The sequence below is a fragment of the Amycolatopsis sp. NPDC043885 genome, from assembly GCF_056435685.1.
The window spans coordinates 1,075,232-1,100,544 of sequence record NZ_JBWKEA010000001.1 but is presented as its reverse complement, the minus strand read 5'-3'; the positions used below and the strand labels follow the sequence as shown (position 1 = coordinate 1,100,544).

Genomic DNA, 25,313 nt, shown 5'->3' with positions numbered 1-25,313 from the left:
TTGCGAGCGGATGACGGGATTCGAACCCGCGACCCTCACCTTGGCAAGGTGATGCGCTACCAGCTGCGCTACATCCGCATGTCACTCAGCGCTTCAACACTCGTTTGAAGCAGTGTGGACACACCATACACAGACCGTCTGTAGCCGTTCGCACCCACCCCTCCAGGTGCTTCGGTGTCACACCTGGCGTACAAGGGGTGACGACGGCTGCATACCTCCGTATGGTGTCCCCATTCGACCGAATGGTGAGTCCTTCGGGGAGGAGGTGCCTGGCCGGATGACCGAGCAGGGCACGGTGCCGCTTCAGGCGGCCTCGGAATCCGACGAGCAGGCATTGCTCCAGCGTCTCCGTGATGGGGAGGACGCCGCCTTCGGGGAGCTTTTCGAACTTCACGCCGCCGCCGTGCGCCGGCTGGCCCGCAGTCTGGCCGCCGACCGGTCGGAGGCGGAGGACATCACGGCCGAGACCTTCTTCCGGGTGCTTCAGGCGTTGCGCCGGGGCGCCGGGCCGCGGGACTACGTCCGGGCGTATCTGCTGACGGTGGCTCGCCGGGTCTCGTGGGAGTGGCACGGCGCGCGTCGTGACGTGCCGGTGAGCGACGACGAGCTGACCTTCCGGGCCGGGGCGGGCGCGGACACGCATGCCCGCACGGCCGAACATTCGCTGATCACGACGGCGTTCACGAGTCTGCCGGAGCGGTGGCGTTCGGTGTTGTGGCAGACCGAGGTCGAAGGCGAGCAGCCGTCGATGGTCGCGCCGCATTTCGGGTTGAGCGCGAACGCGACGGCGGCGCTGGCCCGGCGGGCGCGGCAGGGGCTGCGGGCGGCGTACCTCCAAGCGCATCTGTCGGTGAACCGCGGGCCGGATTCGTGCCGGGCCGTGGTGGAGAAGCTGGGCGGGTTCACCGCGGGCAGTGTCACCGGGGCCGAAGCCCGCCGGATCAAGACCCACCTGATCGGGTGCCAGTCCTGCCGGGCGACGCACGACGAGCTGCGTGACGTCTGTTCCTCGCTGCGGGCGCACGCCGGTGTCGTCGCCTTGCTGGTGCCGGCGGCCGCCGGTGCCCACGCGAGCGGGGCGTTGTCCGGGCTCGCCGCGTCGGTCAAGGGACTTCTGCTCGGGTCGAAGGTGAAGGTCGGCCTGGCGGTGGCGTCGACGGCCGCCGCGGGCGCGGTCGGGATCGTCGCCGGTCCGGCCGTGTTCGGCACCGACGTGACGCATACCGTCGGCCTGTCCGGGGGCGGCCAGCCGGAGCTGGCGTTGCTACCGGCGCAGGTGGCACCGCCCGCCCAAGGTAAGCCGGTGGAGCTCCCGCCCCAGCGGATCGCCGAGGACCGGATGCACGGCAAGAGCGATCGGCCCGCCGTGACCGGGCGGGGCCAGGCCGCGGAACTCGGAGTGTCCGACCTGCCGAGCCTGCCGGGTGTGGGCACGTCGCGGAAGGACCTCGGCGGCGGTGATAACGGTGCGGTCGGCGATGGCGGTGCTGATAACGGCGTGCGGCCGCCGGACGAGCAAAATCCGGCGCAGGAGACCGCGCCGCGGAACGAGGTCCCGGAACCGGGCACCGGCACGAACCAGACCACCTCGAAACGGGACGACATCCCTCCCGGGGAATCGCTGAGCCCGACGTCCACGACGACCTCCCGTGACGAGACGGAGCCGTCGAGCACGCCGGAGTCGACGACTGACCCGGAAGGGTCCACTTCGCCGGAGACGGGCACGCCCGAGAGTGAGACCGGGACCCCGTCCGGCGATCCGTCGGAAGACGAGCCGAGCCCGGTGAAACCGACTTCCCACTATCCGGAACCGGGTGTCGACTACCCGACGTGCCCATAACGCCCGAGCGGGCATATCGCCCTCGAACTCTCGCGAATCCGGCTCCCGTCACGGTACGGTGGAGCTCGCTCACGACGAGCGAGCGGCCGCGCGGGAGGCGACTGAATGAACCGGCTGGTGCACGGCGAGGACGGCCGTGACTGGGTGGTCCGAGCCCAGATGGAATGGCGTGCTCCCGCGACAGCGGACGATTTCGAGCACGATGTGGCGGGCAGCTACGGCCCGGGTATCGCGATGATCGCCGTGACGGCGCTGCTCGCGATCGTGCTCATCATGTGGACCCCCGCCGACGTGAGAATCCCGTCGTGGGTTCCGCTGGCGCTCTTGCTGGTCGCGTTGTTCTTCCCGTTGCGGTGGATCCTGCGCCGCCCGTGGACCGTGGTCGCCGAGACCGAGGGCGACCTGGCGGGCGACAGGCCCTCGGAGCGCTGGGTCGGCACCATCCGCGGCATGTTCACCGTGCGCGGCGAGGTCTCGAAGATCACGAAGACCATCCAGAAGCACTCGCTGCCGGATTTCGACGGCCCCTTGCACCCGGTGGAGTAGTCGCGGCGGCCTGAACGCGCGAGACTGGGGCCATGCCCGAGTTACCCGAGGTCGAAGCGCTCGCCCACCACCTGCGTGAACACGCGGTGGGCAAGACGATCTTCCGTGTCGACGTGGCGTCCCTCAGTGTGCTGAAGACGGCGACCCCGCCGTGGACGGAGCTGCACGGCCGCGAGGTCACCGGTGCCGGCCGCTTCGGCAAGCACCTCGATCTCGTCGCCGGTGATCTCCACCTGGTCGTCCACCTGGCCCGGGCGGGCTGGCTGCGCTGGTCCGACGCGTTGGCGCCGGCACCGCTCAAACCCGGCAAGGGGCCGATCTCGCTGCGCGTCCACCTCGACGCGGCCGCCGGTCCGGGCTTCGATCTCACGGAGGCCGGGACGAAGAAGGGGCTGGCCGTCTGGATCGTGCGTGATCCGGAGAAGGAGGTCGCGAGTATCGCGCGGCTCGGGCCGGACGCGCTCTCGCTGGACCGCACGGGGCTCGAGAAGTTGTTCGCCGGACGCACCGAACGGTTGAAGACGGCGCTCACCGATCAGTCTCTGATCGCCGGGATCGGCAACGCCTACTCCGACGAGATCATGCACATGGCGAAGCTTTCTCCCTACGCCACAACCGGAAAGCTGTCCGAAGGGGCGCTCGACGGGCTCTTCGAAGCCATCAGCGAAGTGCTGACCAGTGCGGTGACGCGGTCGGTCGGCCAGTCCGCGGCCCGGCTCAAGGGCGAAAAACGGTCCGGGTTGCGGGTGCACGCGCGCACCGGGCTGCCGTGCCCGGTCTGCGGCGACACGATCCGCGAGATCTCGTTCGCGGACAAGTCCTTCCAGTACTGCCCGACCTGCCAGACCGGCGGGAAACCCTTGGCCGACCGGCGGATGTCGCGCCTGCTCAAGTGACCCGTCACTGCCGCGTTTAGTCCTCTGGATGCGGTACTTGCGCATGCAAGTACCGCATCCAGAGGACTAAACGCGGTCAGCAGAGGGCGGCCATCACCGCGGGCATCGGCGGCTTCGGCACCCGCTGCCCGCCGTGCACGTCCGCGGCGAGGTCGTACACGTTCAGCGCCAGCACGATCTGCTTCGAGCCGTCCTCGGTGCTCATCGAGACGCTGTAGAACCCCGGTCCCGCACCGGTGTTGCCCCAGACCGTCTTCTTGCCACCGGCGCAAGGCAGGTTGAGCGTCTCGACGCCGGCGCCGTACGCACCCAGCTCGCTGTACGGCACCAGCCGCTTGAGTTCGGCCTGTTGTGCGGGTTCCAAAAGCCGTCCTGTCAGCAACGCGCGATGGAACGTCGCGAGCTCGTCGACGGTCGACACCATCGCGCCCGCGGTCCAGTCGTACGACGGGCTGAACACGGTCATGTCCTTCCCCCGCATGTCGTACCCGTGCAGGTGCGGACCTCGCAGGAACGGCGACCACAGCGGGAAATACGTCCGGCCGAGCTCGAGCGGGTCGAGGATCCGCCGCTGGATCTCCTCGCGGACGTCGTTGCGGGTGATTTTCTCGATCACCTTGCCCAGCAACAGATATCCGGTGTTCGAGTACTCCACCCCGGTGCCCGGCGCGAACGAGGGCGGGTCGGCGAGCGCCCGCCGGATCACCTCCGACGGCGTGATGACGTGCGCCCGGTTCCCCTGGACGAGGTACGGGTCGAAGAAATGCGGATCCAGGGGGTCGTGCACGCCGGAGGTGTGGTTCAGCAGCGTGCGCAGCGTGATCTTCTCCGGCTCGTAGCCAGGTCCGCGTACGACACCGGGCAGCCTTCGCTCCACCGGATCGTCGAGGGAAAGCGAGCCTTCGTCCGCCAGTTGCAGCACCACCGTGGCGACGAACGCCTTGGTGTTGCTGGCGATCCGGAACCGGTGATGCGGCCCCGCGGGTTCGCGCGTCGCCTGGTTCGCGTATCCGGCGCCGAAGCGTGAGACCGCCTCACCGGTCCGGACCTGGACGACCGCTCCCGGGAAACCCCCTTCGCCGACCAGATCGCCGACGGCCGCGCGCACCGGATCCCCGGCCGCGGCCGCCGTCCCGCTCGCCAGCAGGACCCCCGCCAGCACCCCCGCCGCGAGTTTCCCCGATCCGTGCATTGTGTTCCTCCCCCGGAAGCGATTGCCTGCGCACAGTCTTCCCGGCGCGACGGGGAGTGACCATGGGGACAACGCCCCGGTCTTGGGTAGGGTCGGCCCCACCCTCAGTTGTCACAACTCAACGGAAAGTGGGGAGCAGACCTTGCACCCGGTTGGTCGAGCGCAGAGCATGGACGCCGTGTCCGGGCTCGAGATCGCGCAGATCATCCCTTGGGGTGTGGCGCTGCTGCTCGCGATCCTCGTCGTCGTCCTCCTGATCAAGCTGAGGCGTCCCGCGAGCATCGTGGAGAACGCGGTGCTGCAGGCCGTCCACCGCATGTCGAAGGCGACACCGGATCTCCGCGAGGGGCTCGACGAGCAGGTCGCCGACAAGATCACCAGCCAGCTGCTGGAGATGCTCGACTGCGTCGCCGTCGGCATCACCGACAGCGAAGGCACGCTGCTGTCCTGGGACGGCGAGGCCAACGACCACTACGTCGATCTCGTCGACGCCATCGGCAACGCGATCCGCAAGCACCGCCGCGAGGTCGTCGCGCACGACAAGATGCCGTGCAACCACCGAGGCACCTGCCGGATGCGGACCGCGGTGATCGTGCCGCTGATCGTCGAGGGCGAGACCGAGGCGGCGCTGCTGGTCGTCGGGCGCACGCGCGGGCGGCTGGTGCAGATGGCCGACGCGGTCGCGCAGTTCGTCTGCACCCAGTTCGAGCTGGCGCGGCTGGACGAATCGAAGAACCAGCTCCAGCAGGCGGAGATCAAGGCGCTGCGCGCGCAGATCTCCCCGCACTTCGTCTACAACGCGCTCAACACCATCTCGTCGCTGATCCGGACAGACCCGGAGGAGGCGCGAGAGCTGCTTCAGGACTTCGCGGACTTCACGCGCTACTCGTTCCGGACGTCGGGCATGTTCACGTCGCTCGCCGAGGAACTGCGGAACATCGACCGGTACCTGACCATCGAGAACGCCCGCTTCGGCGGACGGCTCGAAGTGCGGATGAAGATCGCGCCCGAGGTGCTCTCGGTGGTCGTGCCGTTCCTGATCATCCAGCCGCTGGTGGAGAACGCCGTCAAACACGGCCTCGCGTCGAAGCCGTCCGGCGGCTGCGTCACGGTGATCGCCGAGGACTACGGCGCCGAAGCGCTGATCAGCGTCGAGGACGACGGCATCGGCATGGAGCCCGCCAAGCTCGCGGACCTCCGCAGCCAGCACCGCACGGGTGCGCACGTCGGCCTCGGCAACATCAACCAGCGGATGCAGCAGGTGTTCGGCCGCGACTACGCGCTCATGGTCGAGACGGCGCCCGGCGCCGGCATGAAGGTGACCCTGCGGGTGCCGAAGTTCATGCCCGGCGTGCGGCCGAATCTGCCGGACTTCTCCGCCGACAGCGCGACCGTCCCGCCTCAGGGCGGTCCGAACGAGTCCAGCGGGGTGAGCGGTTCGCGCAGCGGCGTGCTGCCGTCGTGAACGTCGGTAACCTGGCGGTATGAGCGTTGCGGACAAGCTGACCTCCCGTCTCCCGATGATCGGCGATCGAGGTGAACGCAAGGACGTCGTCGCCGTGGTGAAGCTGCACGGGGTGATCACGCCGACCCCGTCACCCCTGGCCAGGGGGTCGATCAACCTCGCCGCCGTCGAATCGGCGCTGACGCGCGCGTTCGGGCACGAGCGGTTGAAGGCCGTCGCGCTGCAGATCAACTCGCCGGGTGGCGCGCCGACGCAGTCGGGTCTGGTCGCCGAGCGGATCCGTCAGCTCGCCGACGAGAAGAACGTGCCGGTCCTGGCCTTCGCCGAGGACGTCGCCGCGTCCGGCGGGTACTGGCTGGCCTGCGCCGCCGACGAGATCTACGCGCACCGGACGTCGATGGTCGGCTCCATCGGCGTGATCAGCGGCGGGTTCGGGTTCACCGGCCTGCTGGAGCGGTTCGGCATCGAGCGGCGGCTGCACACCGCGGGCGCGAACAAGTCCCGGCTCGACCCGTTCAGCCCGGAGAAGCCGGAAGACATCGAGTGGCTGAAGAAGATGCACGGCCAGCTCCACGAACTGTTCGTCGACTGGGTCACCGAACGTCGTGGTGACCGGCTTTCCGGCTCCGAGGACCTGTTCACCGGGGACGTCTGGCTGGGTGCCCGTGCGGTCGAGCTCGGCCTGATCGACGGCGTCGGCAGCCTTCGTCAGGTGATCACGGAGCGGTACCCGGACGCCGAGATCGCGATCGCCGAACCGAAGAAGCCGCTGCTGGCGCGGCTCGGTATCGGCGCGCCCGCCGCGGCGAGCGCGCTTCTGGACGCCGTTCAGTCCAAGGCCGCCTGGAGCCGCTTCGGCCTCTGACCCGCGTGCAATGAAAGGTCCTTTCCTTGCGAAATTTGCGAGGAAAGGACCTTTCCTCTCGTTCGGGGGTGGCAGGGATTCACCCGAACGGTGGTAGGCGTAAGTGGTTCAGACCAGGTCTCATATCGGACATACCGCTTTGTTGTGAACGGCAACAAACCTCGACAGCGTTGACGAGGAGGTCCGATGTCCGTTACTTCTCCCCGAACGAGCCGCTGGAAGATCGCGCTCGCCGCCACCGCCGGCGCGGCTCTGATCACGGTCCCCCTGACCTTGCCCGCGTCCGCCGCAGTCCCGCCGCCCCCGGCCGGCTGGACCACCGTGTTCACCGACGACTTCACCGGCGCCGCGGGTTCGCTCCCGTCGAGCGCGAACTGGATCATCGACACCGGCCACGGCTACCCCGGCGGCCCGGGCAACTGGGGCACCGGCGAGATCCAGAACTACACGGCGAACCCCGCGAACCTCGCCCAGGACGGCTCCGGGAACCTGCGGATCACGCCGCTGCGTGACGGCGCGGGCAACTGGACCTCGGCGCGGATCGAAACGCAGCGCACGAACTTCAAACCACCCGCCGGCGGCGCGCTGCGGATCGAAGGCCGCATCCAGATGCCGAACGTCACCGGCGCCGCGGCGCTCGGCTACTGGCCCGCGTTCTGGGCGCTGGGCTCGCCGTATCGCGGCAACTACTGGAACTGGCCCGCCGTCGGCGAGTTCGACATCATGGAGAACGTCAACGGGATCAACACGGTCTGGGGCGTGCTGCACTGCGGCGTCAACCCCGGCGGTCCCTGCAACGAGACCACCGGACTGGTCGGCAGCCGCACTTGCCCCGGCGCGAGCTGTCAGAGCGCGTTCCACACCTACACCTTCGAATGGGACACGAGCGTCAGCCCCAACGTGTTCCGCTGGCTGGTGGACGGCCAGCAGTTCCATTCGGTCAGCCAGAACCAGGTCGACGCCACGACGTGGGCCAACATGACGAACCACGCCGGCTACTTCGTGCTGCTGAACGTCGCCATCGGCGGCGCGTTCCCGAACAACAACTCCGGCACCACCACGCCGGGGCCGGGGATCGTGCCGGGACACCCGATGCTCGTCGACTACGTCACCGTCCTGACCCGCGGCGGCGGCACGACCCCCACGACCACCACGGGAAGTCCCGGCGGCGGTGGCAGCGCGTACGGCACGATCCAGGCGGAGTCGTACGGCCAGGCGGCCGGGATCGCCAAACAGGCCACGTCCGATTCCGGCGGTGGGCAGAACATCGGCCCCGCGGGCAACGGTGACTGGGCGTTGTATCCGGGCATCGACTTCGGGACGCGAACGGCCGGGCAGTTCCAGGCGCGCGTCGCGTCCGGAGCGGCGGGCGGCGTCAGCGGACTCGTCGAAGTCCGGCTCGACAGCCGCTCCAACCCGCCCGTCGGCAGCTTCGCCGTCGCGAACACCGGCGGCTGGCAGAGCTGGCGGACCATCCCGGCGAATATCAGCGGCGTCACCGGCGAACACGACGTCTACCTGACCTTCACGAGCGGACAGCCCGCCGATTTCGTGAGCGTCAACTGGTTCACCTTCACACCGTGAAGGGATAGATGTGGCACGGCGAGGCGGTTCGTGTCACCGGAAAAGATGACGGCACCGGTCACCCCAGGCGCGGGGGTGCCGGTGCCGTCCTTTTCGTTCGACTTTCGTGAAGCGGGCTGGACAAGGAACGCGGCAATGGGCAGGATGCGTCTCACTGTGAGTGCTCACGATGACACCCGGAAGCTCATCGTCCTGGCGGTGGACGACGAGCCCAAAGGGCTAGACGAACTCGTCCACTGTCTCCGCAACAGCCCGCGCGTCGCCCTGGTCTACCCGGCGATCGACGCTTCGGAGGCGCTGCGCCTGCTGTCCGCGGACGACCCGAGGCTGGCCGACCGCAAGGCCCGCGGGCTGCCGATCGTGGACGCGGTGTTCGCCGACATCGACATGCCCGGTCTGTCCGGCATGGAGATGTCGCGGGTGTTCGCCGCGCTGCGCCCGTCGCCGGCGCTGGTGTTCGTGACAGGACACGCGGAAGAGGCCGTCAACGCCTTCGACCTCGGCGCGCTCGACTACGTGCTCAAGCCGTACCAGCAGGATCGTCTCGACCGCGCCATCACGCGCGTGATGGACAAACTCGCCGCCAACGCCGCGCCGAAGTACGGCCCGGAAGGCGGGCTGGGACAGGTCAAGAACGACGACGAGGTCATCCCCGTGGAGCTCGCGGGCACCACGAAGCTCATCCCGCGGTCTTCGGTCCGCTGGGTCGAGGCCCAGGGCGACTATGCCCGGTTGTTCACCACCGACGGCAGCCACCTGGTCCGCATCCCGCTCGCCCAGCTCGAAGAACGCTGGGAGAAGGCGGGTTTCGTCCGCATCCACCGGTCGTTCCTGGTCTCGCTGCCGCTGATCACCGAACTGCGCATGGGGCAGGGCGGCTATCAGGTCGTGATCGGTAACGAGGAGAAGGTGCTGCCGGTGAGCCGCCGCCACACGCGCGCCCTCAAGGACAGGCTGGTCGGCGCCAACCGGTCGACGTGACCGACGACTACTACCGCCGCGTCAACGGCGTCCGCGAACCGGACCCGACGCTCGGCAAGAGCAGGAAACCGGCGGTGCCCGAGGGCGCCGCCGTCGAACCCGTTCCCGGCGCGCCGTCCGGTCCGAAGCACGAGCAGGCCAAACCCGAACATCACGCGAAACCCAAGCGGCAGCGGGTGATCCTCGCCGACCCGCGGCAGGCCACCAGCACCCTGCGGGCCAGGGTCGAACTCGAAGAACAGACCAGCTGGGGAAAACTCCTGGTCCGGGATCTGGTGAAGATCCAGTTGCGGACGGCCTCCCTGCTGGCGCTGCTGGTGATGGTCACCCTGTGTTCGCTTCCGGTGCTCTTCTATCTGATCCCGTCATTCGGCAGCGTGACCGTCGTCGGTATCCCGGTGCCCTGGCTGATCCTCGGCGTGGCGCCTTTCCCGTTCCTGTTCGGCATCGGCCTCTGGTACAACCGGCTCGCCGAACGGCATGAACGCGACTTCGTCGACATGATCGAGAACTGACCGCGGAGCTGCACATGCGAGGATCCACACCGTGCAGCTGAATCCGTGGGCCATGGCCGGCATCGTGCTGGTAGCGGTCCTGACCTTCTACCTCGGACATCGCTCCTCGAGGTCGGCCGTCAGCACGCACGATTTCCTCGTCGCCCGGCGCACCGTGCGGTCCCGGCGCAACGCGGCCGCGATCTCCGGTGAGTACCTGTCCGCCGCGTCGTTCATGGGCGTCGCCGGCATCGTGCTCAAGGACGGCGCCGACGCCCTGTGGTTCCCGATCGGCTTCACCGCGGGCTATCTCGCGCTCATGCTGTTCGTCGCCGCGCCGCTGCGGCGGTCCGGCGCGTACACGCTGCCGGACTTCGTCGAGATGCGGCTGGGTTCGACGATGCTGCGCCGGGTCTCGACGGCGTTCGTGGTGTTCATCGGGATCCTCTACATGGTCCCGCAGCTGCAGGGCGCGGGCCTGACGCTCGCGACCATCCTGCCCGTGCCCGCGTGGGCCGGCGCGATCCTGGTGACCTGTGTCGTCGGGTTCAACGTGATCGCGGGCGGGATGCGCGCCATCACCGTCGTCCAGGCCTTCCAGTACTGGCTGAAACTGTTCGCCATCGCGGTGCCGACGTTCATCCTGTGCATCGTGTTCCTCGGTTCCGGTGGGCCGGGCAGCGCGCGTCCGCTGGGGCAGCCCGCCCCGCCGACGTTCCCGGAGAACACCACGGTTTCGGTGCAGGCCGACGTCACGCTGAAGGTCACGTCGGTGACCGTGCTCGAGGCGTACGGACAGGTGGAAGGCGCGCGTGCCAACGGTTTCGCGGTGTGGGCGCCGGAGGCCGGGCACAAGGTCGAGAAGGGCACGACGCTGAAGTTCACCGCCGGCACCCCGGTGCCGGTGGTCAGCGACGCGCCCACGTCCAACGGCGACTGGCTCCGGCCGGGGTCGGGCAGTCTCACCGATCTGCTGCAGGTCTATTCGCTGATCCTCGCGACCTTCCTCGGCACCATGGGCCTGCCGCACGTCCTGGTCCGCTTCTACACCAACCCCGATGGGAAGGCCGCGCGCCGCACGACGGTGCACGTCCTGCTGCTGCTCGGGCTGTTCTACCTGTTCCCGACGCTGCTGGGTGCGCTCTCGCGGATGTACGTCCCGGAACTGCTGGTGACCGGCAAGACCGACGCCGCCGTCCTGCTGCTGCCGTCCGCCGTTCTCCCCGGGCTCTGGGGTCAGATCCTCGGCGCGGTGACGGCGGCAGGCGCCTTCGCCGCGTTCCTGTCGAGTTCTTCCGGGCTGCTGGTGAGCGTGTCCGGGGTGGTGTCCACCGACGTCCTGCCCGGCCGCGTTCGCGATTTCCGGGTGGCGACGGCGATCGTCGCGGCCATCCCGTTCGGGCTGGCTCTTCTGCTGCCCGCGGACGATCTGTCGCTTTCGGTCGGGATGTCGTTCGCGCTGGCCGCGTCGACGTTCAGCCCGCTGCTGCTGCTCGGGGTCTGGTGGCGCAAGCTCAGCTGGCCCGGCGCGCTGGCCGGGATGCTCGTCGGCGGCGGGCTGGTGCTGACCGCGCTGGTGGTCAACATCGTCAGCAAGTACAGCGGTGGCTGGGCGCCGTGGTTCTCGAACCAGCCCGCGCTGATCACCGTGCCGGCGGCGTTCCTGACCACCTACGTGGTGAGCCGGGCGACCGGATACGGGCGGCCGGACGACGTCCACGGCGTCATGCTGCGGCTGCACGCGCCCGATCCGCTCGGGTTCATGCGTGATCGTGCGGTCGCGCGGTTCGGGCAGGCCGAAGAGAAGACAGAGAAGCCACGGACCACCGGCAAAGGCCGCCACCGGAAGTAAATCACTCTTTCGAGTCGCGAGCGTCTACGCAGAGTCGTACCGTTCACTCAAATGGATCGCTCCTTTCCTGCCCTAAGAGGGGCATGATCTTTCGTGGCAACGAAGTCATCGAATGGTCGCGGCAGACGGGAGGTCCGATGTGAGCGATACCGATCAAGGTCTCGGGTCCGATCCGGAATCCGACTGGGAAAAGATGCAGGCGAGCCCCGAATTCGCCGAGTTGCGACGAAGGCTCCGGGTATTCGTTTTCCCGGTCTCGGCCCTGTTCCTCCTCTGGTATCTGCTCTACGTGCTCCTCGCCGACTACGCGACCGAGTTCATGAGCACCAAGCTCTTCGGCAACATCACCGTCGGCCTGGTCTTCGGCCTGCTGCAGTTCGTGTCCACCTTCGTGATCACCGGCCTCTACGTCCGGTACGCGAACCGGAAACTCGATCCGCTCGCCGACAAGATCCGGCACGAGGTCGAAGGGGCCGAACGGTGAATACGCTGGCAGCGGGCGTACAGGGGAGCAATCCGGCGCTCAACATCACCATTTTCGCGATCTTCGTCGCGATCACGCTCGTGATCGTTTTCCGGGCGAGCCGGAATACGAAGACCGCGTCCGACTACTACGCCGCGGGCCGCGCGTTCACCGGTCCGCAGAACGGTATCGCGATCTCGGGCGACTATCTGTCCGCGGCGTCGTTCCTGGGTATCGCCGGTGCGATCGCGATCAACGGTTACGACGGTTTCCTCTACTCGATCGGGTTCCTCGTCGCGTGGCTGGTGGCGTTGCTGCTGGTCGCGGAACTGCTGCGCAACACCGGCAAGTTCACCATGGGCGACGTGCTGGCGTTCCGGATGAAGCAGCGCCCGGTCCGCGCGGCGGCCGCGATCTCCACGCTGGCCGTCTCGTTCTTCTACCTGCTCGCGCAGATGGCGGGGGCGGGCGGCCTGGTGAACCTGTTGCTCGGCATCGAAGGGAATCTCGGCCAGGACCTGGTGATCGCCGTCGTCGGCGTGATCATGATCCTGTACGTGCTGATCGGCGGGATGAAGGGCACCACCTGGGTCCAGATCATCAAGGCCGTCCTGCTCATCGCGGGCACGTTCGCGATGACGTTGTGGGTGCTCGGGAAGTACGGCTTCAACCTGTCCAGCCTGTTCCAGGCCGCCGTCGACAAGGGCGGGCAGACCGGGGAAGCGCTGCTCGGGCCGGGCAAGCAGTACGGCAAGACCGGCACGACGAAGCTCGACTTCCTGTCGCTGGGTATCGCGCTGGTGCTCGGTACCGCGGGCCTGCCGCACGTGCTCATGCGCTTCTACACGGTGCCGACCGCGAAGGACGCGCGCCGTTCGGTGGTCTGGGCGATCGCGCTGATCGGCATCTTCTACCTGTTCACGCTCGTACTCGGCTACGGGGCGGGCGCGCTCGTCGGCCCGGACGTGATCGCGAAGGCGCCGGGGACGACCAACTCGGCGGCCCCGCTGCTGGCGCTCGAACTGGGCGGCCCGATCCTGCTCGGGTTCATCGCGGCGGTGGCGTTCGCGACGATCCTCGCGGTCGTCGCGGGCCTGACGATCACGGCGTCGGCGTCGTTCGCGCACGACGTCTACGCCAACGTGCTCAAGAAGGGCAAGACCGCCCCGGACAGCGAGGTCCGCGTCGCGCGGATCACCGCGCTGGTGATCGGGGCGGTCGCGATCGTCGGCGGGATCCTCGCGAAAAACCAGAACGTGGCGTTCCTCGTGGCGCTCGCGTTCGCGGTGGCGGCGTCGGCGAACCTGCCGACGATCCTGTACTCGCTGTTCTGGAAGCGGTTCAACACCCAGGGCGCGCTGTGGAGCATCTACGGCGGTCTGAGCGTGTGCGTCGTCCTGATCGTCTTCTCGCCGGCGGTCTCGGGTAAGCCCATCGACCCGAAGACCGGGAAGAGCGCCTCGATGATCCAAGGCGTCGACTTCCACTGGTTCCCGCTGGACAACCCGGGCATCGTCTCGATCCCGGTCGCCTTCTTCCTCGGCTGGCTCGGCACCGTGCTGTCCAAGGAACACAACCAGAAGAAGTACGCCGAGATGGAGGTCCGGTCGCTCACCGGCGCCGGTGCGGAAAAGGCCGTCCGGCATTGAGTGCCTCTTCACGCGCGCGCAACGGGACGGGATGCGAGGATGGGACTGTGGTGAGCCCTGCTGACATCCCGACCGTCGCCGTCCGTGACCTGCCGAAGGACGGTGTCGCGCTGCTCGACGTCCGCGAGGACGACGAGTGGGCCGCCGGGCATGCCCCGGGTGCCAAGCACATCCCGATGGGTGAGCTGCCCGCGCGCGTCGCCGAACTCGACGACCTGCCCGACGACCAGCCGGTCTACGTGATCTGCCGCAGCGGCGGCCGGTCCGCGCGCGCCGCCGCGTGGCTCAACGCGAGCGGCTGGGACGCGGTGAACGTCGCCGGCGGGATGGGCTCCTGGAAGCAGGAGGGGCGCCCGATGGTCGGCGACCATCCCGGCGTCGAACCCGAAGTGCTGTAACCGTGCAGCCAGGCCACTACCCGCCGAGAGCACCGATGCCGCCGGTGCGCCCCGCGCCGATGCGGCAGCCGACGCGTCATCGCGTCCGCTGGGTCGCGTCGCCGCCGCCCGGCGCCTTGTCGCAGCGGCGCAATCCGGTGGCCGAGCGCTACTCCGGTCCGCCGTCCTATCCGGTCCCACCGCGTTGGGGCTTCCCGAACCTGGTCTGGCGGCGGCCGACCGCGGTCCCCGGGACGGCCTCCGGCGAGGTCACCGCTGGGGAACGGCTGCGGGTGATCACGCGAAGCCTCCTGCCGGTGCTGTGGACCTTCGCCGCTCTCGCCGTCGTCGCCTCGGCCGCCGAAATCTGGCGCTACGTCCTGCTCGTGCAGAGCCGCGACTCCGCGTTGTCGACGTCCGTCGTCTCGGTGTCCGACAGCTTCGTGATCACCGCCGGCCTGCTCACGACGATCCTTTCGCTGCTGCCGTCGGGGCTCACCGTGTGGTGGCTGCTCGTGGCCAGGCACGCCGCCGCGGACGCCCGCGGCGAGGGGCCGCCGAGGCGGCAGTGGCACGTGCTGGCGTTCGTGCTGGTGCCGGTGGTGAACCTGGTCATGGTGCTGCCGATCGTCGCCGAACTCGAACACGCCGTCCTGCGCCGGACACGGGACACCCGGCCGAAGCCGTCGCGGCTCGTGCTGATCTGGTGGGGCGTCTGGATGCTGAACTGGGTGCTGCTCGGGCTCGTCATCGTCTGGCGGTTCCGTGACGGCGTCCAGGCCTTGGCCGACGGGGTCGTCCTGGTCGCGCTGACCGACCTGGCCGCGGCAGGGCTGGCGGTGGTGACGGCGCTGCTCGTGAAGCGCATGTCGGACCTGCTCGCGCCTGTGGCGGAGAAGCGCCTTCGGCTGCTTCGCGTGCTGAAGGTGGAGGGGGCGCCGGATCCGGACCGGCGGGAGCGCCCGGCCTCTTCAGTGCGCTGACGCAACTTCTCCACTGAACGTTTGAATGCGGGATCTCCGCACTCCGCTGGAAGTGGATCGGTCTGTAACATGGGGGTATGAGCAGCGAGCAGCAGGAGTGTGATCTGCCCGCCGGGGAGACCGGCCGGGCGAGGTCTGCTGTGCTCGGTCTGTACAAACCGTCCGCCCCCAGACCGAAGATCGCGCGGCCTGCCGCTGAGCGATTTTACCCTGGCGTGAAAACAGGCCTCACCGCTCATGGAATCCGCAGGCCTGAGCCAGCCAAGGACGAGCCGTCGAAGCCGTATGCGCCGCCGTCCTTTTTGGGGATGTTCGATCTTCCTGCGGACGCGTCCGAAAGCGTGAAGGCCGTGGTGCGCGGCCAGGATGTCGCCTGAGGCGCACCAGGTAATCCGATGGCGCGCCCGATAGTGGTGGATGCTGGCCCGCTCATCGCCATGGTCAGCCGAAAAGATGATCATCATCTGGCCGTGGTGTCGTGGCTGGAGACCGCGGCCACGCGTGATCTGCTGGTGCCGTCGCTGGTGTTGACCGAGGTATGTCACTACATAGAGAAGTACCTCGGCGGTGAAGCCGAGGCGGCGTTCATCGAAGGGCTCATGCGCTCGCCTCAGTTCGCCGTCTACCACCCCATGGACGACGATTTCCGGCGGATGGCCGTGCTGATGCGCCAGTACTCGGATTGGCCGCTCGGCCTGGCCGACGCCGCGGTCGTGGCCACGGCGGAACGGTTGAAGACGGTAGAGGTGGCGACGGTTGACCGCCGGCATTTCGAGCACATCAAGCCGGTGCACGTTTCCCACTTCACGCTCTATCCCGAAACCGCGCGCTGACCTGCCGAAAGAGAGCAAGGGACCTTTGCTGCCGTCGCCGCCGGGGTGAGCCAGGTCACCGTTGACCTCCAGTTCGCTGGAGGTTCGAGACTGTGCTCATGAGCGACGACGGCGTCACCTTCATCAATGTCTTCGAGATCCCCGCGGACCGTGTGGACGAGTTCGTCGAGACGTGGCGAGAGCGCGCGAAGCTGATGCGGGACGCGCCCGGTTTCCGCGACGCCAAGCTCCATCGGGCTCTGCTGCCCGATTCACGCTTCCAGCTGGTCAACGTCACGCACTACGACAGCAAGGAAGCCTGGGAGGCGGCAGGCAAGAACCAGGTGTTCCAGGCGTCGACCGAACGCGCGGCGGAGGTCGCGACGCCCAACGCCGCGCTCTACGAAGTGGTCGTCGAGTACTCCTAGGCCGTGTCCTGCAAGTCTGCCCGCGGTCTTCGCGCCCAGGCGTCCCCTGACGGCACGGGCGGCTCAGCCGAGTACAACCCGGTACGAGGCCGAACCGCCCGCACCGCCAGGAACCACCTGGATCACGAAGCCCATCGGACAGACTTACAGGACACGGCCTAGCCCGTGGTGACCCGGAGCGAGCGCAGCCCCCGGATCACGAATTCGGGCCGCCGCTCCGGGGTTTCGGCGAGTTCCAGTCCCGGCAGCTTCGAGGCGAGGGAGCTCAGCGCGGCCGCGATCTCCACGCGCGCGAGCGGGGCGCCGACGCAGTAGTGGATGCCCATGCCGAAGCCGAGGTGCGCGTTCGGTGTGCGGCCGATGTCGAGGATGTCGGGCCGGTCGAAGACCTTCGGGTCCCGTGCGGCGGCGCCGAGGAGCGCGCCGATCTTCTCGCCCTCGGCCACCGGGAATCCGGCGATCTCGACGTCGGCGGTCGCGGTTCGCTCGAAGAGCTGGAGCGGCGCGTCGAAGCGGATCAGCTCCTCGACGCACGGGTCCAGCAGATCCGGGGAGTCCAGCAGCCGCTCCCACTGGTCGCGGTGGGTCAGCAGCGCGTTGACGCCGTTCCCGATGACGTTCACCGTCGCCTCGTGCCCGGCCATCAGGAGCAGGACGGCGGTCGCGACCAGTTCGTCCTCGGTGAGCTCACTGCGCAGAAGATCGCTGACGATGTCGTCGCCGGGGGAGTTCGCGCGCTGCTTCGCGACGCCACGCAGGTATTCGACGAACTCCGAGGCCGCGGCTTCGGCGGCGTCGCGCTTCTCCTCGGCGAGCCCGTATTCGTACATCTTCACGATGTGGTTCGAAAGGGTGACCATGCGCGGGCCGTCCTCGACCGGGACGCCCAGGAGTTCCGCGATGACCGCGACCGGCAGCGGCTGCGCGAGATGCGCCAGCAGGTCGGCCGAGCCGGTTTCGGCGATCTCGGCGGCGAGCCCGTCGACCATGCCGTCCGCGAGCTCGGCGACCATCGGCCGCAGCCGCTGGACGTGCCCGCGCCCGAACGCGCCCGCGATCACCCGCCGCAGCCGCGTGTGGGCGGGCGGCTCGTTCTCCAGCAGCGAGTTGCGGTGCAGCAGGTTGAACGACGCGAACCGCTCCACCGGCAGCGCGTCCTGCCAGATGCGGCCGAGCCCGCGATGCCGCAGGACGGCGGCCGACGCCGCGTGCGACACCGCCACGGCGATGCCGAGGCCGTCGTGGCGGTGGACTTCGCCGCGCTCGCGGAGGTCGGCGAAATACGGGTACGGATTCGCGAGGAAGGCCGGGTCGGCGAGGTCGAACACGTGCCGACTGTAACCCGCGCCGGGGTGGCCGCCCCGGCGCGGCAGAGAGCTACAGATGCAGCCAAAGCCCCAGGTGCAGGTGCAGGCCGTGATGGTGATGCCCGTGGTGATGGCCGCCGCACAGCAGCAGGCAATGACGGGCCTGGTCCGCTCTGCCGGGCTCCGGCGCGGCCGAAGCCGTGCCTGCCGCGGGCCCGGCCAGCATCAGTCCGAGTGCCACGGGAACCGCGGCCAAGGCGGCCCGGCGCTTCGAGGTGCTCATCTGTGATCCCTTCTCCGCACTACGGCGCCGGAATGGCGCCGTGATCGAGTATTCGGTGCGGTACGGGGGAAACGGCAGGCTGATCACCCGCGATTCGATCGTCCGGATGATGACAACCGTTTTCAGTCACGTTTCCGTGGTACCCGGATGGCCGCTGAAACCCACCGATCCGGTCGATCCGGTGGTCGGCCGGGTGTCGTCCGCGCCGCCTTCGTCACCAACCCCGGGGGCCTTACGAGACGCGTGCCTTCCCGCGATAGCGTTCCGAACCGAGCTTTGAGGAGGCTGACGTGGGCAAGGGTTCGCGCAAGAAGGGTCCCAAGACGACCTCGGATCGCAAGCCGAAGGTGCGCGACGTCTTCGTCGGCCAGCCCTTCGAGGGGCTCGCGGCGGAGACCGAGCTGATCGCGCTGCGCGAGTTCGTCCCGTCGGCGACGGCGGCGCTCACGCTGGGCTCCGGCGAGAAGGTCACGCTCGGCACGGTGCTGCCGATGGCGGCGGCCGCGTTCGTCCGGTCCGACGGCGAGCGCTACGTCGGGATGCAGGTGCAGACCCGGTCCTCGGACATCAGCCGCGACCTCGGCCGCGCGCTCCAGTGGGTGCTGGACGCCAAGGAGGGTGACGTCCTGTCCGTGCCGGATACCACGACGCCGCCCACCGCCGACGAGAAGGCCCGTCTCCAGGACCTGCTCGACGTGAACGCCGAACTCGACGTCACGCTCTACAACGACTTCGCCTGGTGGCTCCCCGAAGACGCTGACGCCGGCGGCGACGTCGCGCTGTCCCTCGAGCGCGCGAACGCGGCGATCATGCCGACCGAACGCCTCGGCGCGGGCGCGTACTGGGTGCTCGCCGGCGAGAAGGCGCACCTGCGCTGGGTCCGCCCGGAACCGGAGAACCTGCTGCTGCAAGCGCTTGCGCGGCTGTCGGCGGCCGGCGAGCTGAGCCTCGGCGAAGGTTCCCGCTACGCCGGTTCGTTCCGCGCGCACGGGCTGCTCGTCCCGGTGTGGGATCTCGACCCCGAGGCTCACGCCCGCGAGTGGGCCGACGCGAAGGAACAGCTCGGCGTCCGCCTCGAGGCCGCGCTGAAGTCGCTCGACAACGAGCCGCTCAACGCCGCCGAACGGCGCTCGCGCGACGGCCTGATCGGCCGCCAGCTCACCATCCGCTGATCCCTTCCCGCGCGTTTCGTCCTCTGAATGCGGGCTCCGCATCCAGAGGACGAAATGCGCGAGGATGGGTGCGTGATCCTCCATATCTGCCCCAAGGCCGACTGGGCCGCGGTGCCCGAAGGCGGCGTCTACACTGCCGCGTCGCTCGGCTCCGACGGCTTCATCCACTGCTCGGACCCGGGAACGGCGCATATCCCGGCCAACGCCGTGTTCCCCGGCCGCACCGATCTGGTGCTGCTGGAAATCGACCCGGCGCTCGTCGGCGCGCCCGTCGTCTGGGAGGACGGCGACCCGCCGCATCCGGCAGGCCTCCAGTTCCCCCACGTGTACGGGCCGATACCGCGTAACGCCGTGGTGGCCGTCCACGAATTCCCTGTTCAGGGGGACGGTACGTTCAGAATTCCCGGCTCCGTGTCGAGGCGTTGAGCAGGCGTCCCTCGAACTGGTTCGCGGCAAGAGACAACCTGTGGGGGCGGTCATGCGTTTCGGGAGAGGTGAGCCAGGCGAACCTGGCCGGATGACCCCGGGAGGAGGCGATACGGTGACCGCTGCCGCGACGGTCATACCGGGGACGGACGTCTGGGGGGCCGGCGAGAGCCGGAGGAGTGACGTGCCGGGTGAACTCATCGACTTCGGCGACTTCGTGAGGGCCAGCCTCCCGGGTCTGCTGAGGTACGGCCACGCCCTCACCGGAAATCCGCACGACGCCGCCGACCTGGTCCAGACCGTGCTGGAGAAGATCGGTTCCCGCTGGTCGTACGTCCAGCACAAGACCGGCGACCCGATGGCCTACGTCCGCCGTTCGATGGCCAACGCGCATATCAGCCGCTGGCGCCGGACCAAACGCGAGAACCTGGTCGCCGACCTGCCGGACACCAAGCCGTACAGCCCCGCCGACCCGTTCGAGCACGAGCCGTTGTGGCAGGCGTTACGCGCGCTGCCGCCCAGGCAACGCGCGGTGATGGTCCTGCGTTACTACGAAGGCCTGTCCGAAGCCGAGATCGCGGATTCGCTCGGGGTCAGCCAGGGCACCGTCAAAAGCCAGGCGAGCAAGGCGATCGCGTCGCTGCGCACGAAGCTCGCCCTGATCGAGCCCAAGGACGAAGGGAGGGAAGCGGGATGAACATGTCCGAAGAGGACGTGCAGCGGAAGCTGCGTGACCTGTTCTCTGATGAGCGGCTGGGCGTGGGACCCACGCTGAATCCCGAGACGATCGTCGCGGGCGCCCGCCGTCGCCGTCGCCGCCGTCAGCTGATGCAGACGACGAGTGGGATGGCCGCCGCGGTGGTCCTGCTGGCCGGTGGGGTCACGGTCTTCACGATCCACGACAAGGACAACGGCGCGGCCTTCCCCGGAGGCGATCAGCTCACCATGGGGGCGGCCCCGTCGAGCCTGGCGCGGCCTGGGCCGGGGAGTTCGGCACCGCCGGTCTCCTCCCCGGCGGCGTCGCCGAACCCGTCGGCCGCGTCACCGCCGTCGACGGCCCCCGACGGGCCGGTCAAGCCGCCGAAGAGCACCGCCGCCACGAACCCGCCGACACCGCGCAAGGTGACCACCGGCGCGCTGCTGACCCCGGCCGGCTTCGGCAAGCTCCGGCTCGGGATGAGCGAGGAGGAGGCGGAAGCCGCCGTCGGTCCGCTGCGCGCGAAGGATTGGCGGCAAGACTGCGTCTACGGTTACGTGGAAGGAACCGCCGTTCCGGGACCGACTTCGGTGTCGCTGACCGAGGCGGACGGGATCACCGTCATCAACCCGGCCGGGGCGGTGCACACCCCCGAGGGGATCGGGGTCGGTTCGAGCGAAGCGGACATTCTCGCCGCCTACCCCGGCGGCACCAAGAACGGCAGCGCCTACTTCGCGCCGATCAGTTCGGTGAGCGCGTACCGGATCGCGCTGGCCAACGACGGGTCGGCCCTCGGCATCCTGCTGACCCGTATCGAGCAGGGCTGTCAGTTCAGCTGACGGGATGAAGAAAACCCGGGCTTCTCCAAGGGGGAGAGCCCGGGTTTTCCCGTGGTGGGAGCGTTGGCCGGTGCGTCAGAGCGCGCCGCCGGCGACCGGGGGCATCCCCGAGTCGGCGCCGCCGTCCCCGACGGATTCGCGGTGCAGGTGGTTCTCCACCTCGAACAGGTTGCCGTTCGCGCGCTTGACGATGTTGAGCAGCGTGGACATCTGGGAGATCTCCTCGACCTGCTCCTTGAGGAACCACTGCGTGAACTGCTCGCCGATGTAGTCCTCTTCGGCGCGGGCGGCCTTGGCCAGCTGCTGGATGTCGGTCGCGACGTCCTTCTCCTGCTGCAGCGCGAGCTCGATCAGTTCACGGACGTCGGAGAAGTCGTTGCGCACGTCGCCGGTGCCGGGGATCTCCACATGGTGGTCGGTGTCCAGCATGTACTGGACCAGCGCCATCGCGTGGTTCCGCTCCTCGACGGACTGCTTGTAGAAGTGCTTCGCGAGCTGTGGCAGGTCCTCGGCGTCGAACCAGACCGCCAGCGCGATGTACTGCTGGGAGGCGTTGAACTCGTTGTGGATCTGCGCCTGCAGCAGTTCGTAGAACTTCGAGCGCGGTTGCTTCTTCTTGGTGAGGGCCATGTGTTCGACGATACGTCATCCGCATATTCGATTTCCACTTTTCTCTGGTGATGTACCCCCTATTAGGTTAGTATTCCCAATACTAGGTTCACCTCAATTAAGTAAGCCTTCCCTAATCAATTGAAATCGATTAGGGAAGGCTTACTTAATTTCTCTGTCAGATGCTTTCGCGCCGGATGGGGCACGACATGCAACGCGGCCCGCCGCGGCCGGAGCCCAGCTCGGAGCCGGTGATGGCCAGTACCTCGATACCGGCTTCCGCCAAGCGCGCGTTGGTTTCCACATTACGTTCGTACCCGACGACCACGCCGGGCGCGAGGGCGAGGGTGTTGTTTCCGTCGTCCCATTGCTCGCGTTCGGCGGTGACCGGATCGAGGCCGGTGTCGATGACCCGGAGCCGGTCGATTCCCATTGCTTCGGCGGCCGCGGTGAGGAATGGGGCCGGGCCTTCCACCTTCACGGAACCGTCGCCGGTGGGCCGCATCGTGAACGCGGTCAGTGAATCGCGGGAAAGCGGATACATGACGACGGCGTCGGCGTCGACCATCGTGCAGACGGTGTCCAGATGCATGGTCGCGCGGGTCTGCTGGATGGGGACGGCGAGCACGGTGTGCGCGATCCCGTCGGCGAACACCGACCGCGCCAGCGACTCCGCGCCCGCCGCCGTCGTCCGCTCGCCGACGCCGATGGCCAGCACACCCGGCGAGAGCAGCATGACGTCGCCGCCCTCGATCGGTGCCGAATGCGCGCCGTACGCGCGGGACGCGTGGCGGAACCACGGGTGGTAGGCGTAGATGAGGTCCAGCACCGCGGTCTCGCGGACCCTGGCGGGCATGGTCAGCGAGGAGACCGCGACCCGGTCGCCGATCCACGCCGACGAGTCACGGGTGAACAGCAGGTTCGGCAGCGGATCGACGGCGAAGTCGTTCGGGTGGTTCATCAGCCGGACCAGCGAGGCGCCCTCGGCGGCGGGCAGTTCCTCGAAGGTCATACCCGCCATCAGGACCTCGGCCAGTGTCGCCGGGGTGACGCTCGACAGATGGGAGCGGAGCGAATCGGCGAGGTCGGGCCCCAGCCGCCGCTCGTCGACGGCCGCGTGCACGCCCGCCGCGTGGGCGCGGGTGTCCGCGAGCGCCGTGCGCAGCGCGTCGGCCAGCAGCAGCACCTCGACGCCGCGGCCGCGCAGCACCTCGGCGAACGCGTCGTGCTCCTCCTGCGCGCGGTCCACCCAGGGGATGGAATCGAACAGGAGCTGGTCGTTGTTGCGAGGCGTGAGCCTTTTGAGCTCGTTGCCGGGCCTGTGCAGCAGCACCGCACGCAGGGGGCCGACTTCGCTGTCAACTCGGGGTGGAGTCGTCTCGTCAATCACGGTTTCACACTAGCTAGGGAAGCCAGGAAACTCGCCCTTTGAGCAGCGCGTATCCGACGAAGGAAACGAAATCCAGCGCGGTGTGCGCGGCGATCAGCGGCCACAGCCGGTTCGTCTTCTGCCACAGCCTGCCGAACACCAGGCCCATCACGACATTGCCGACGAAACCGCCGAAACCTTGATACAGGTGATACGACCCGCGAAGCACCGAAGACGCGACCAGCGAGGTGTTCTCGCGCCAGCCGAGCTGCCGCAGCCTGGTCAGCAGGTACGCGACGACGAGCACTTCTTCGGCGAACGCGTTGCCGAAGGCCGACAACGTCAGCGTGATCGGACGCCACCACGTCTCGCTCAAAGTGGACGGTTGCACCGACAGGCTGAACCCGAGGCCGTAGGACAGGAAGTACAGCCCCAGCCCCGGAATCCCGATCGCCGCGGCGAGCAGCAGCCCGTGGGCGACATCGCGGCCCGGCCGCTGTTTGTCGAGGCCGATCTCCGCGAGCTTCATCCCGCCGCGCCACAACAGGTACAGCCCGAGCGCGCCCCAGCCGACCAGCTGGCCGGCGCTCAGCAGCTGCTTGAGCAGGTCGACCAGGCTCAGTGTCGCCTGGGGAACGTTCAGCTGGGCCTGTTGCTGCGCCAGCGGCACCGGCTGCAGCAGCGAGTCCACAAGGGACAGCAGACTGCGCAGCCCGGACAGGCCGAGGGTGATGCCGAAGACGACGGCCAGTTCGATGACGATCGCGCGGCGGCGCGCCGGATCTTCCACGAATTCCGGCAGCGCCGGGCGTTCGGGACGCAGCCAGCTCATCGGCCGCACGTTACCGTCGGGTCATGCCAAGGAGCATCGCGACCAACGAAACTCCTCGACCGCGCCGCGCTCGTCGACTTCCTGTCCACCCGTCACCGCGCCATCCTGATGACCACCAAGGCCGACGGCGGCTCCCAGCTTTCCCCGGTGACCTGCGGTGTCGACGCCGAAGGTCGGCTGGTCATCTCCACGTACCCGAAGCGCGCGAAGGTCGTCAACATCCGGCGCGAGCCGAAGGTGTCCGCCTGCGTCCTCTCCGACGAGTGGAACGACCGGTGGGTCCAGCTGAACGGCACCGCCGAGGTGCTCGACCTGCCCGATTCGATCGAGCCGCTGGTCGACTACTTCCGCGCGATCTCCGGTGAGCACCCCGACTGGGACGAGTACCGCGAAGCGATGGTCAAGCAGGGCAAGAGCATCATCCGCGTCACCATCGAGTCGTGGGGTCCGATTGCCAAGGGCGGTTTCCCGGCAGAGCTGGCCTAACCCTGCGGAAAGTACGGGCAGCCGACGAGACGGCGGATCTCGCCGCTCAGCTGCTGCGGACCTTCGACCGGACGCGAGAACGCGAGCCGGACGTCGTGGTCGCCGGAGTCGGCCTCGACCCGCAGCCGCAGCCCGTAGCGGTCCAGCCCGAGCGGCCGGATCCACCCGCCGCGCAGTTCGGCGGGCACGTGTTTGGCGAGCTGCTGGACGACGTCGGCGTGGTCGGTCTCCAGATGCCGCAGCCAGTCGGCCTCGTAGTCGTGGAACGGATCCGGCGGCGCGGCGCTGAACATGTGCGGCCGGAGCGAATGCGTGCCCTCGGCGTCGGCGAGGACCAGTGACGCCGGGGTCAGCCGCAGCAGCGTCAGGCCGTGCCCGACGTCCAGGAGCCGCTCGTCCGGCCGGGTCTCGGCGATCGAGACCGCGCGGGCCCGCGCCGAAACCTCGGAGAGCGGGCGGAGCCAGCCCGTGATCCACAGCAGCCCGCGGATGGGTTCCCGCAGGTCGACCGGCGCCTGATCGGTCAGTTCGACCATCACCGCGAGCTCGCCGCGCTGGGCCTCGTGCGCGCGTTTCACCAGGTGGTGCTCGTCCGGCAGCAGGATGCTGACGCTGCCGCTCGTGTGCACGTGGTGCAGTTCGGGGATGACACGGCCGTACTGTCCTGGCTGGTCACGCTGCTCCGCGGTCGGCATCAGCGTCGCCGGCCCGTTGCGGGTCGCGATCGTCTTCGCGCGTTCGGCGGGGTTCGGCGCCGGCGGGCGGCGGATGGACGTCGGTGTGGTCACGGCTCACCTCCTGGTTAGGTGAGCCTAACCTGATCTGGCCACCGAGTGGAAGTAGCCTGGATCACGTCTCACCGCATC

General features: G+C 68.5%; 27 protein-coding genes, 1 tRNA gene and 1 pseudogene. 21 read left to right on the top strand and 8 right to left on the bottom strand.

The window, feature by feature from the left end; all coding sequences use genetic code 11:
• Positions 1-5: 5 nt before the first annotated feature.
• A tRNA-Gly gene (locus AC069I_RS05540) sits at positions 6-78 on the bottom strand.
• A gap of 199 nt (positions 79-277) precedes the next feature.
• On the opposite strand from AC069I_RS05540, the gene AC069I_RS05535 reads away from it, so the two are divergent.
• From AC069I_RS05535 to AC069I_RS05525, 3 genes are all read left to right on the top strand, one after another.
• On the top strand, positions 278-1,840 hold the full coding sequence (locus tag AC069I_RS05535) for a sigma-70 family RNA polymerase sigma factor (RefSeq protein WP_478264905.1): 1,563 nt from the start codon (positions 278-280) through the stop codon (positions 1,838-1,840).
• A gap of 105 nt (positions 1,841-1,945) precedes the next feature.
• Complete coding sequence (locus AC069I_RS05530; protein ID WP_125679202.1) at positions 1,946-2,386, top strand: DUF983 domain-containing protein; 441 nt, start codon at positions 1,946-1,948, stop codon at positions 2,384-2,386.
• Positions 2,387-2,418: 32 nt separating this feature from the next.
• Positions 2,419-3,282 (top strand): Fpg/Nei family DNA glycosylase, encoded by an 864-nt coding sequence (locus tag AC069I_RS05525; protein ID WP_340685976.1) that lies wholly within the window; start codon positions 2,419-2,421, stop codon positions 3,280-3,282.
• A gap of 76 nt (positions 3,283-3,358) precedes the next feature.
• Here AC069I_RS05525 and AC069I_RS05520 read toward each other — a convergent pair whose 3' ends face one another.
• The gene (locus AC069I_RS05520) at positions 3,359-4,474 is read right to left on the bottom strand and encodes a serine hydrolase domain-containing protein (RefSeq protein WP_478264904.1); all 1,116 of its coding nucleotides are present in this window, start codon (positions 4,472-4,474) and stop codon (positions 3,359-3,361) included.
• Positions 4,475-4,643: 169 nt separating this feature from the next.
• Here AC069I_RS05520 and AC069I_RS05515 point away from each other — a divergent pair, with 169 nt between their 5' ends.
• From AC069I_RS05515 to AC069I_RS05455, 13 genes are all read left to right on the top strand, one after another.
• Positions 4,644-5,939 carry a histidine kinase gene (locus AC069I_RS05515; protein WP_125679199.1) on the top strand — a complete coding sequence of 432 codons (1,296 nt, stop codon included), beginning with the start codon at positions 4,644-4,646 and terminating at the stop codon, positions 5,937-5,939.
• 19 nt (positions 5,940-5,958) lie between these two features.
• On the top strand, positions 5,959-6,804 hold the full coding sequence (locus tag AC069I_RS05510) for a S49 family peptidase (protein WP_478223816.1): 846 nt from the start codon (positions 5,959-5,961) through the stop codon (positions 6,802-6,804).
• Positions 6,805-6,990: 186 nt separating this feature from the next.
• Positions 6,991-8,388 (top strand): glycoside hydrolase family 16 protein, encoded by a 1,398-nt coding sequence (locus AC069I_RS05505; RefSeq protein ID WP_478231134.1) that lies wholly within the window; start codon positions 6,991-6,993, stop codon positions 8,386-8,388.
• Between the two features lie 144 nt (positions 8,389-8,532).
• Positions 8,533-9,369: a LytR/AlgR family response regulator transcription factor gene (locus AC069I_RS05500; protein ID WP_478224436.1), complete on the top strand. Its 837-nt coding sequence runs from the start codon at positions 8,533-8,535 to the stop codon at positions 9,367-9,369.
• Complete coding sequence (locus tag AC069I_RS05495) at positions 9,366-9,884, top strand: DUF485 domain-containing protein (protein ID WP_478264903.1); 519 nt, start codon at positions 9,366-9,368, stop codon at positions 9,882-9,884. Before AC069I_RS05500 ends, AC069I_RS05495 begins: the two co-directional genes overlap by 4 nt.
• Positions 9,885-9,915: 31 nt before the next feature.
• The gene (locus AC069I_RS05490) at positions 9,916-11,715 is read left to right on the top strand and encodes a sodium/solute symporter (protein WP_478223814.1); all 1,800 of its coding nucleotides are present in this window, start codon (positions 9,916-9,918) and stop codon (positions 11,713-11,715) included.
• Positions 11,716-11,854: 139 nt separating this feature from the next.
• Entirely contained in the window at positions 11,855-12,199 is a 345-nt protein-coding gene (locus AC069I_RS05485; RefSeq protein ID WP_478264902.1) for a DUF485 domain-containing protein, read from the top strand.
• On the top strand, positions 12,196-13,827 hold the full coding sequence (locus AC069I_RS05480; RefSeq protein ID WP_478223813.1) for a solute symporter family protein: 1,632 nt from the start codon (positions 12,196-12,198) through the stop codon (positions 13,825-13,827). The genes AC069I_RS05485 and AC069I_RS05480 overlap by 4 nt, the downstream gene beginning before the upstream one ends.
• 47 nt (positions 13,828-13,874) lie before the next feature.
• Positions 13,875-14,225, top strand: a complete 351-nt coding sequence (locus AC069I_RS05475) for a rhodanese-like domain-containing protein (RefSeq protein ID WP_125679193.1) — start codon at positions 13,875-13,877, stop codon at positions 14,223-14,225.
• Between the two features lie 35 nt (positions 14,226-14,260).
• Positions 14,261-15,187, top strand: a complete 927-nt coding sequence (locus AC069I_RS05470; RefSeq protein ID WP_478223812.1) for a DUF4328 domain-containing protein — start codon at positions 14,261-14,263, stop codon at positions 15,185-15,187.
• 77 nt (positions 15,188-15,264) lie between these two features.
• Positions 15,265-15,564, top strand: a complete 300-nt coding sequence (locus AC069I_RS05465) for a hypothetical protein (protein WP_478223811.1) — start codon at positions 15,265-15,267, stop codon at positions 15,562-15,564.
• A gap of 18 nt (positions 15,565-15,582) precedes the next feature.
• A complete protein-coding gene (locus AC069I_RS05460; RefSeq protein ID WP_478223810.1) occupies positions 15,583-16,020 on the top strand; it encodes a type II toxin-antitoxin system VapC family toxin in 438 nt (145 codons plus the stop codon).
• Positions 16,021-16,118: 98 nt separating this feature from the next.
• Complete coding sequence (locus tag AC069I_RS05455) at positions 16,119-16,427, top strand: antibiotic biosynthesis monooxygenase family protein (protein ID WP_478223809.1); 309 nt, start codon at positions 16,119-16,121, stop codon at positions 16,425-16,427.
• Between the two features lie 158 nt (positions 16,428-16,585).
• On the opposite strand, the gene AC069I_RS05450 is transcribed toward AC069I_RS05455, so the two are convergent.
• Positions 16,586-17,755, bottom strand: a complete 1,170-nt coding sequence (locus tag AC069I_RS05450; RefSeq protein WP_478223808.1) for a cytochrome P450 — start codon at positions 17,753-17,755, stop codon at positions 16,586-16,588.
• 49 nt (positions 17,756-17,804) lie between these two features.
• Positions 17,805-18,017, bottom strand: coding sequence for a hypothetical protein (locus tag AC069I_RS05445; RefSeq protein ID WP_340685965.1), 213 nt, complete (start codon positions 18,015-18,017; stop codon positions 17,805-17,807).
• Between the two features lie 290 nt (positions 18,018-18,307).
• Here AC069I_RS05445 and AC069I_RS05440 point away from each other — a divergent pair, with 290 nt between their 5' ends.
• The 4 genes from AC069I_RS05440 (at position 18,308) to AC069I_RS05425 (ending at position 21,151) form a co-directional block, all read left to right on the top strand.
• Positions 18,308-19,189 carry a DUF5926 family protein gene (locus AC069I_RS05440; protein WP_478223807.1) on the top strand — a complete coding sequence of 294 codons (882 nt, stop codon included), beginning with the start codon at positions 18,308-18,310 and terminating at the stop codon, positions 19,187-19,189.
• A gap of 72 nt (positions 19,190-19,261) precedes the next feature.
• Complete coding sequence (locus AC069I_RS05435; protein WP_340685963.1) at positions 19,262-19,615, top strand: DUF952 domain-containing protein; 354 nt, start codon at positions 19,262-19,264, stop codon at positions 19,613-19,615.
• Positions 19,616-19,799: 184 nt separating this feature from the next.
• Entirely contained in the window at positions 19,800-20,312 is a 513-nt protein-coding gene (locus AC069I_RS05430) for a SigE family RNA polymerase sigma factor (RefSeq protein ID WP_478223806.1), read from the top strand.
• Positions 20,309-21,151, top strand: a complete 843-nt coding sequence (locus AC069I_RS05425) for a hypothetical protein (RefSeq protein WP_478223805.1) — start codon at positions 20,309-20,311, stop codon at positions 21,149-21,151. The genes AC069I_RS05430 and AC069I_RS05425 overlap by 4 nt, the downstream gene beginning before the upstream one ends.
• 75 nt (positions 21,152-21,226) lie before the next feature.
• On the opposite strand, the gene AC069I_RS05420 is transcribed toward AC069I_RS05425, so the two are convergent.
• The 3 genes from AC069I_RS05420 to AC069I_RS05410 form a co-directional block, all read right to left on the bottom strand.
• Positions 21,227-21,781 carry a ferritin gene (locus tag AC069I_RS05420; protein WP_478223804.1) on the bottom strand — a complete coding sequence of 185 codons (555 nt, stop codon included), beginning with the start codon at positions 21,779-21,781 and terminating at the stop codon, positions 21,227-21,229.
• Positions 21,782-21,938: 157 nt separating this feature from the next.
• A complete protein-coding gene (locus tag AC069I_RS05415; RefSeq protein WP_478223803.1) occupies positions 21,939-23,150 on the bottom strand; it encodes an arginine deiminase in 1,212 nt (403 codons plus the stop codon).
• A gap of 13 nt (positions 23,151-23,163) precedes the next feature.
• Positions 23,164-23,961, bottom strand: coding sequence for a CPBP family intramembrane glutamic endopeptidase (locus AC069I_RS05410; protein ID WP_478223802.1), 798 nt, complete (start codon positions 23,959-23,961; stop codon positions 23,164-23,166).
• 23 nt (positions 23,962-23,984) lie between these two features.
• Between AC069I_RS05410 and AC069I_RS05405 the strand changes: the two are divergent.
• Positions 23,985-24,447, top strand: a pseudogene (locus AC069I_RS05405) (PPOX class F420-dependent oxidoreductase).
• Here the strand turns inward: AC069I_RS05405 and AC069I_RS05400 are convergent.
• Positions 24,444-25,235: a DUF2470 domain-containing protein gene (locus AC069I_RS05400; protein ID WP_478223801.1), complete on the bottom strand. Its 792-nt coding sequence runs from the start codon at positions 25,233-25,235 to the stop codon at positions 24,444-24,446. The pseudogene AC069I_RS05405 and the gene AC069I_RS05400 overlap by 4 nt on opposite strands.
• Positions 25,236-25,313: the final 78 nt, after the last annotated feature.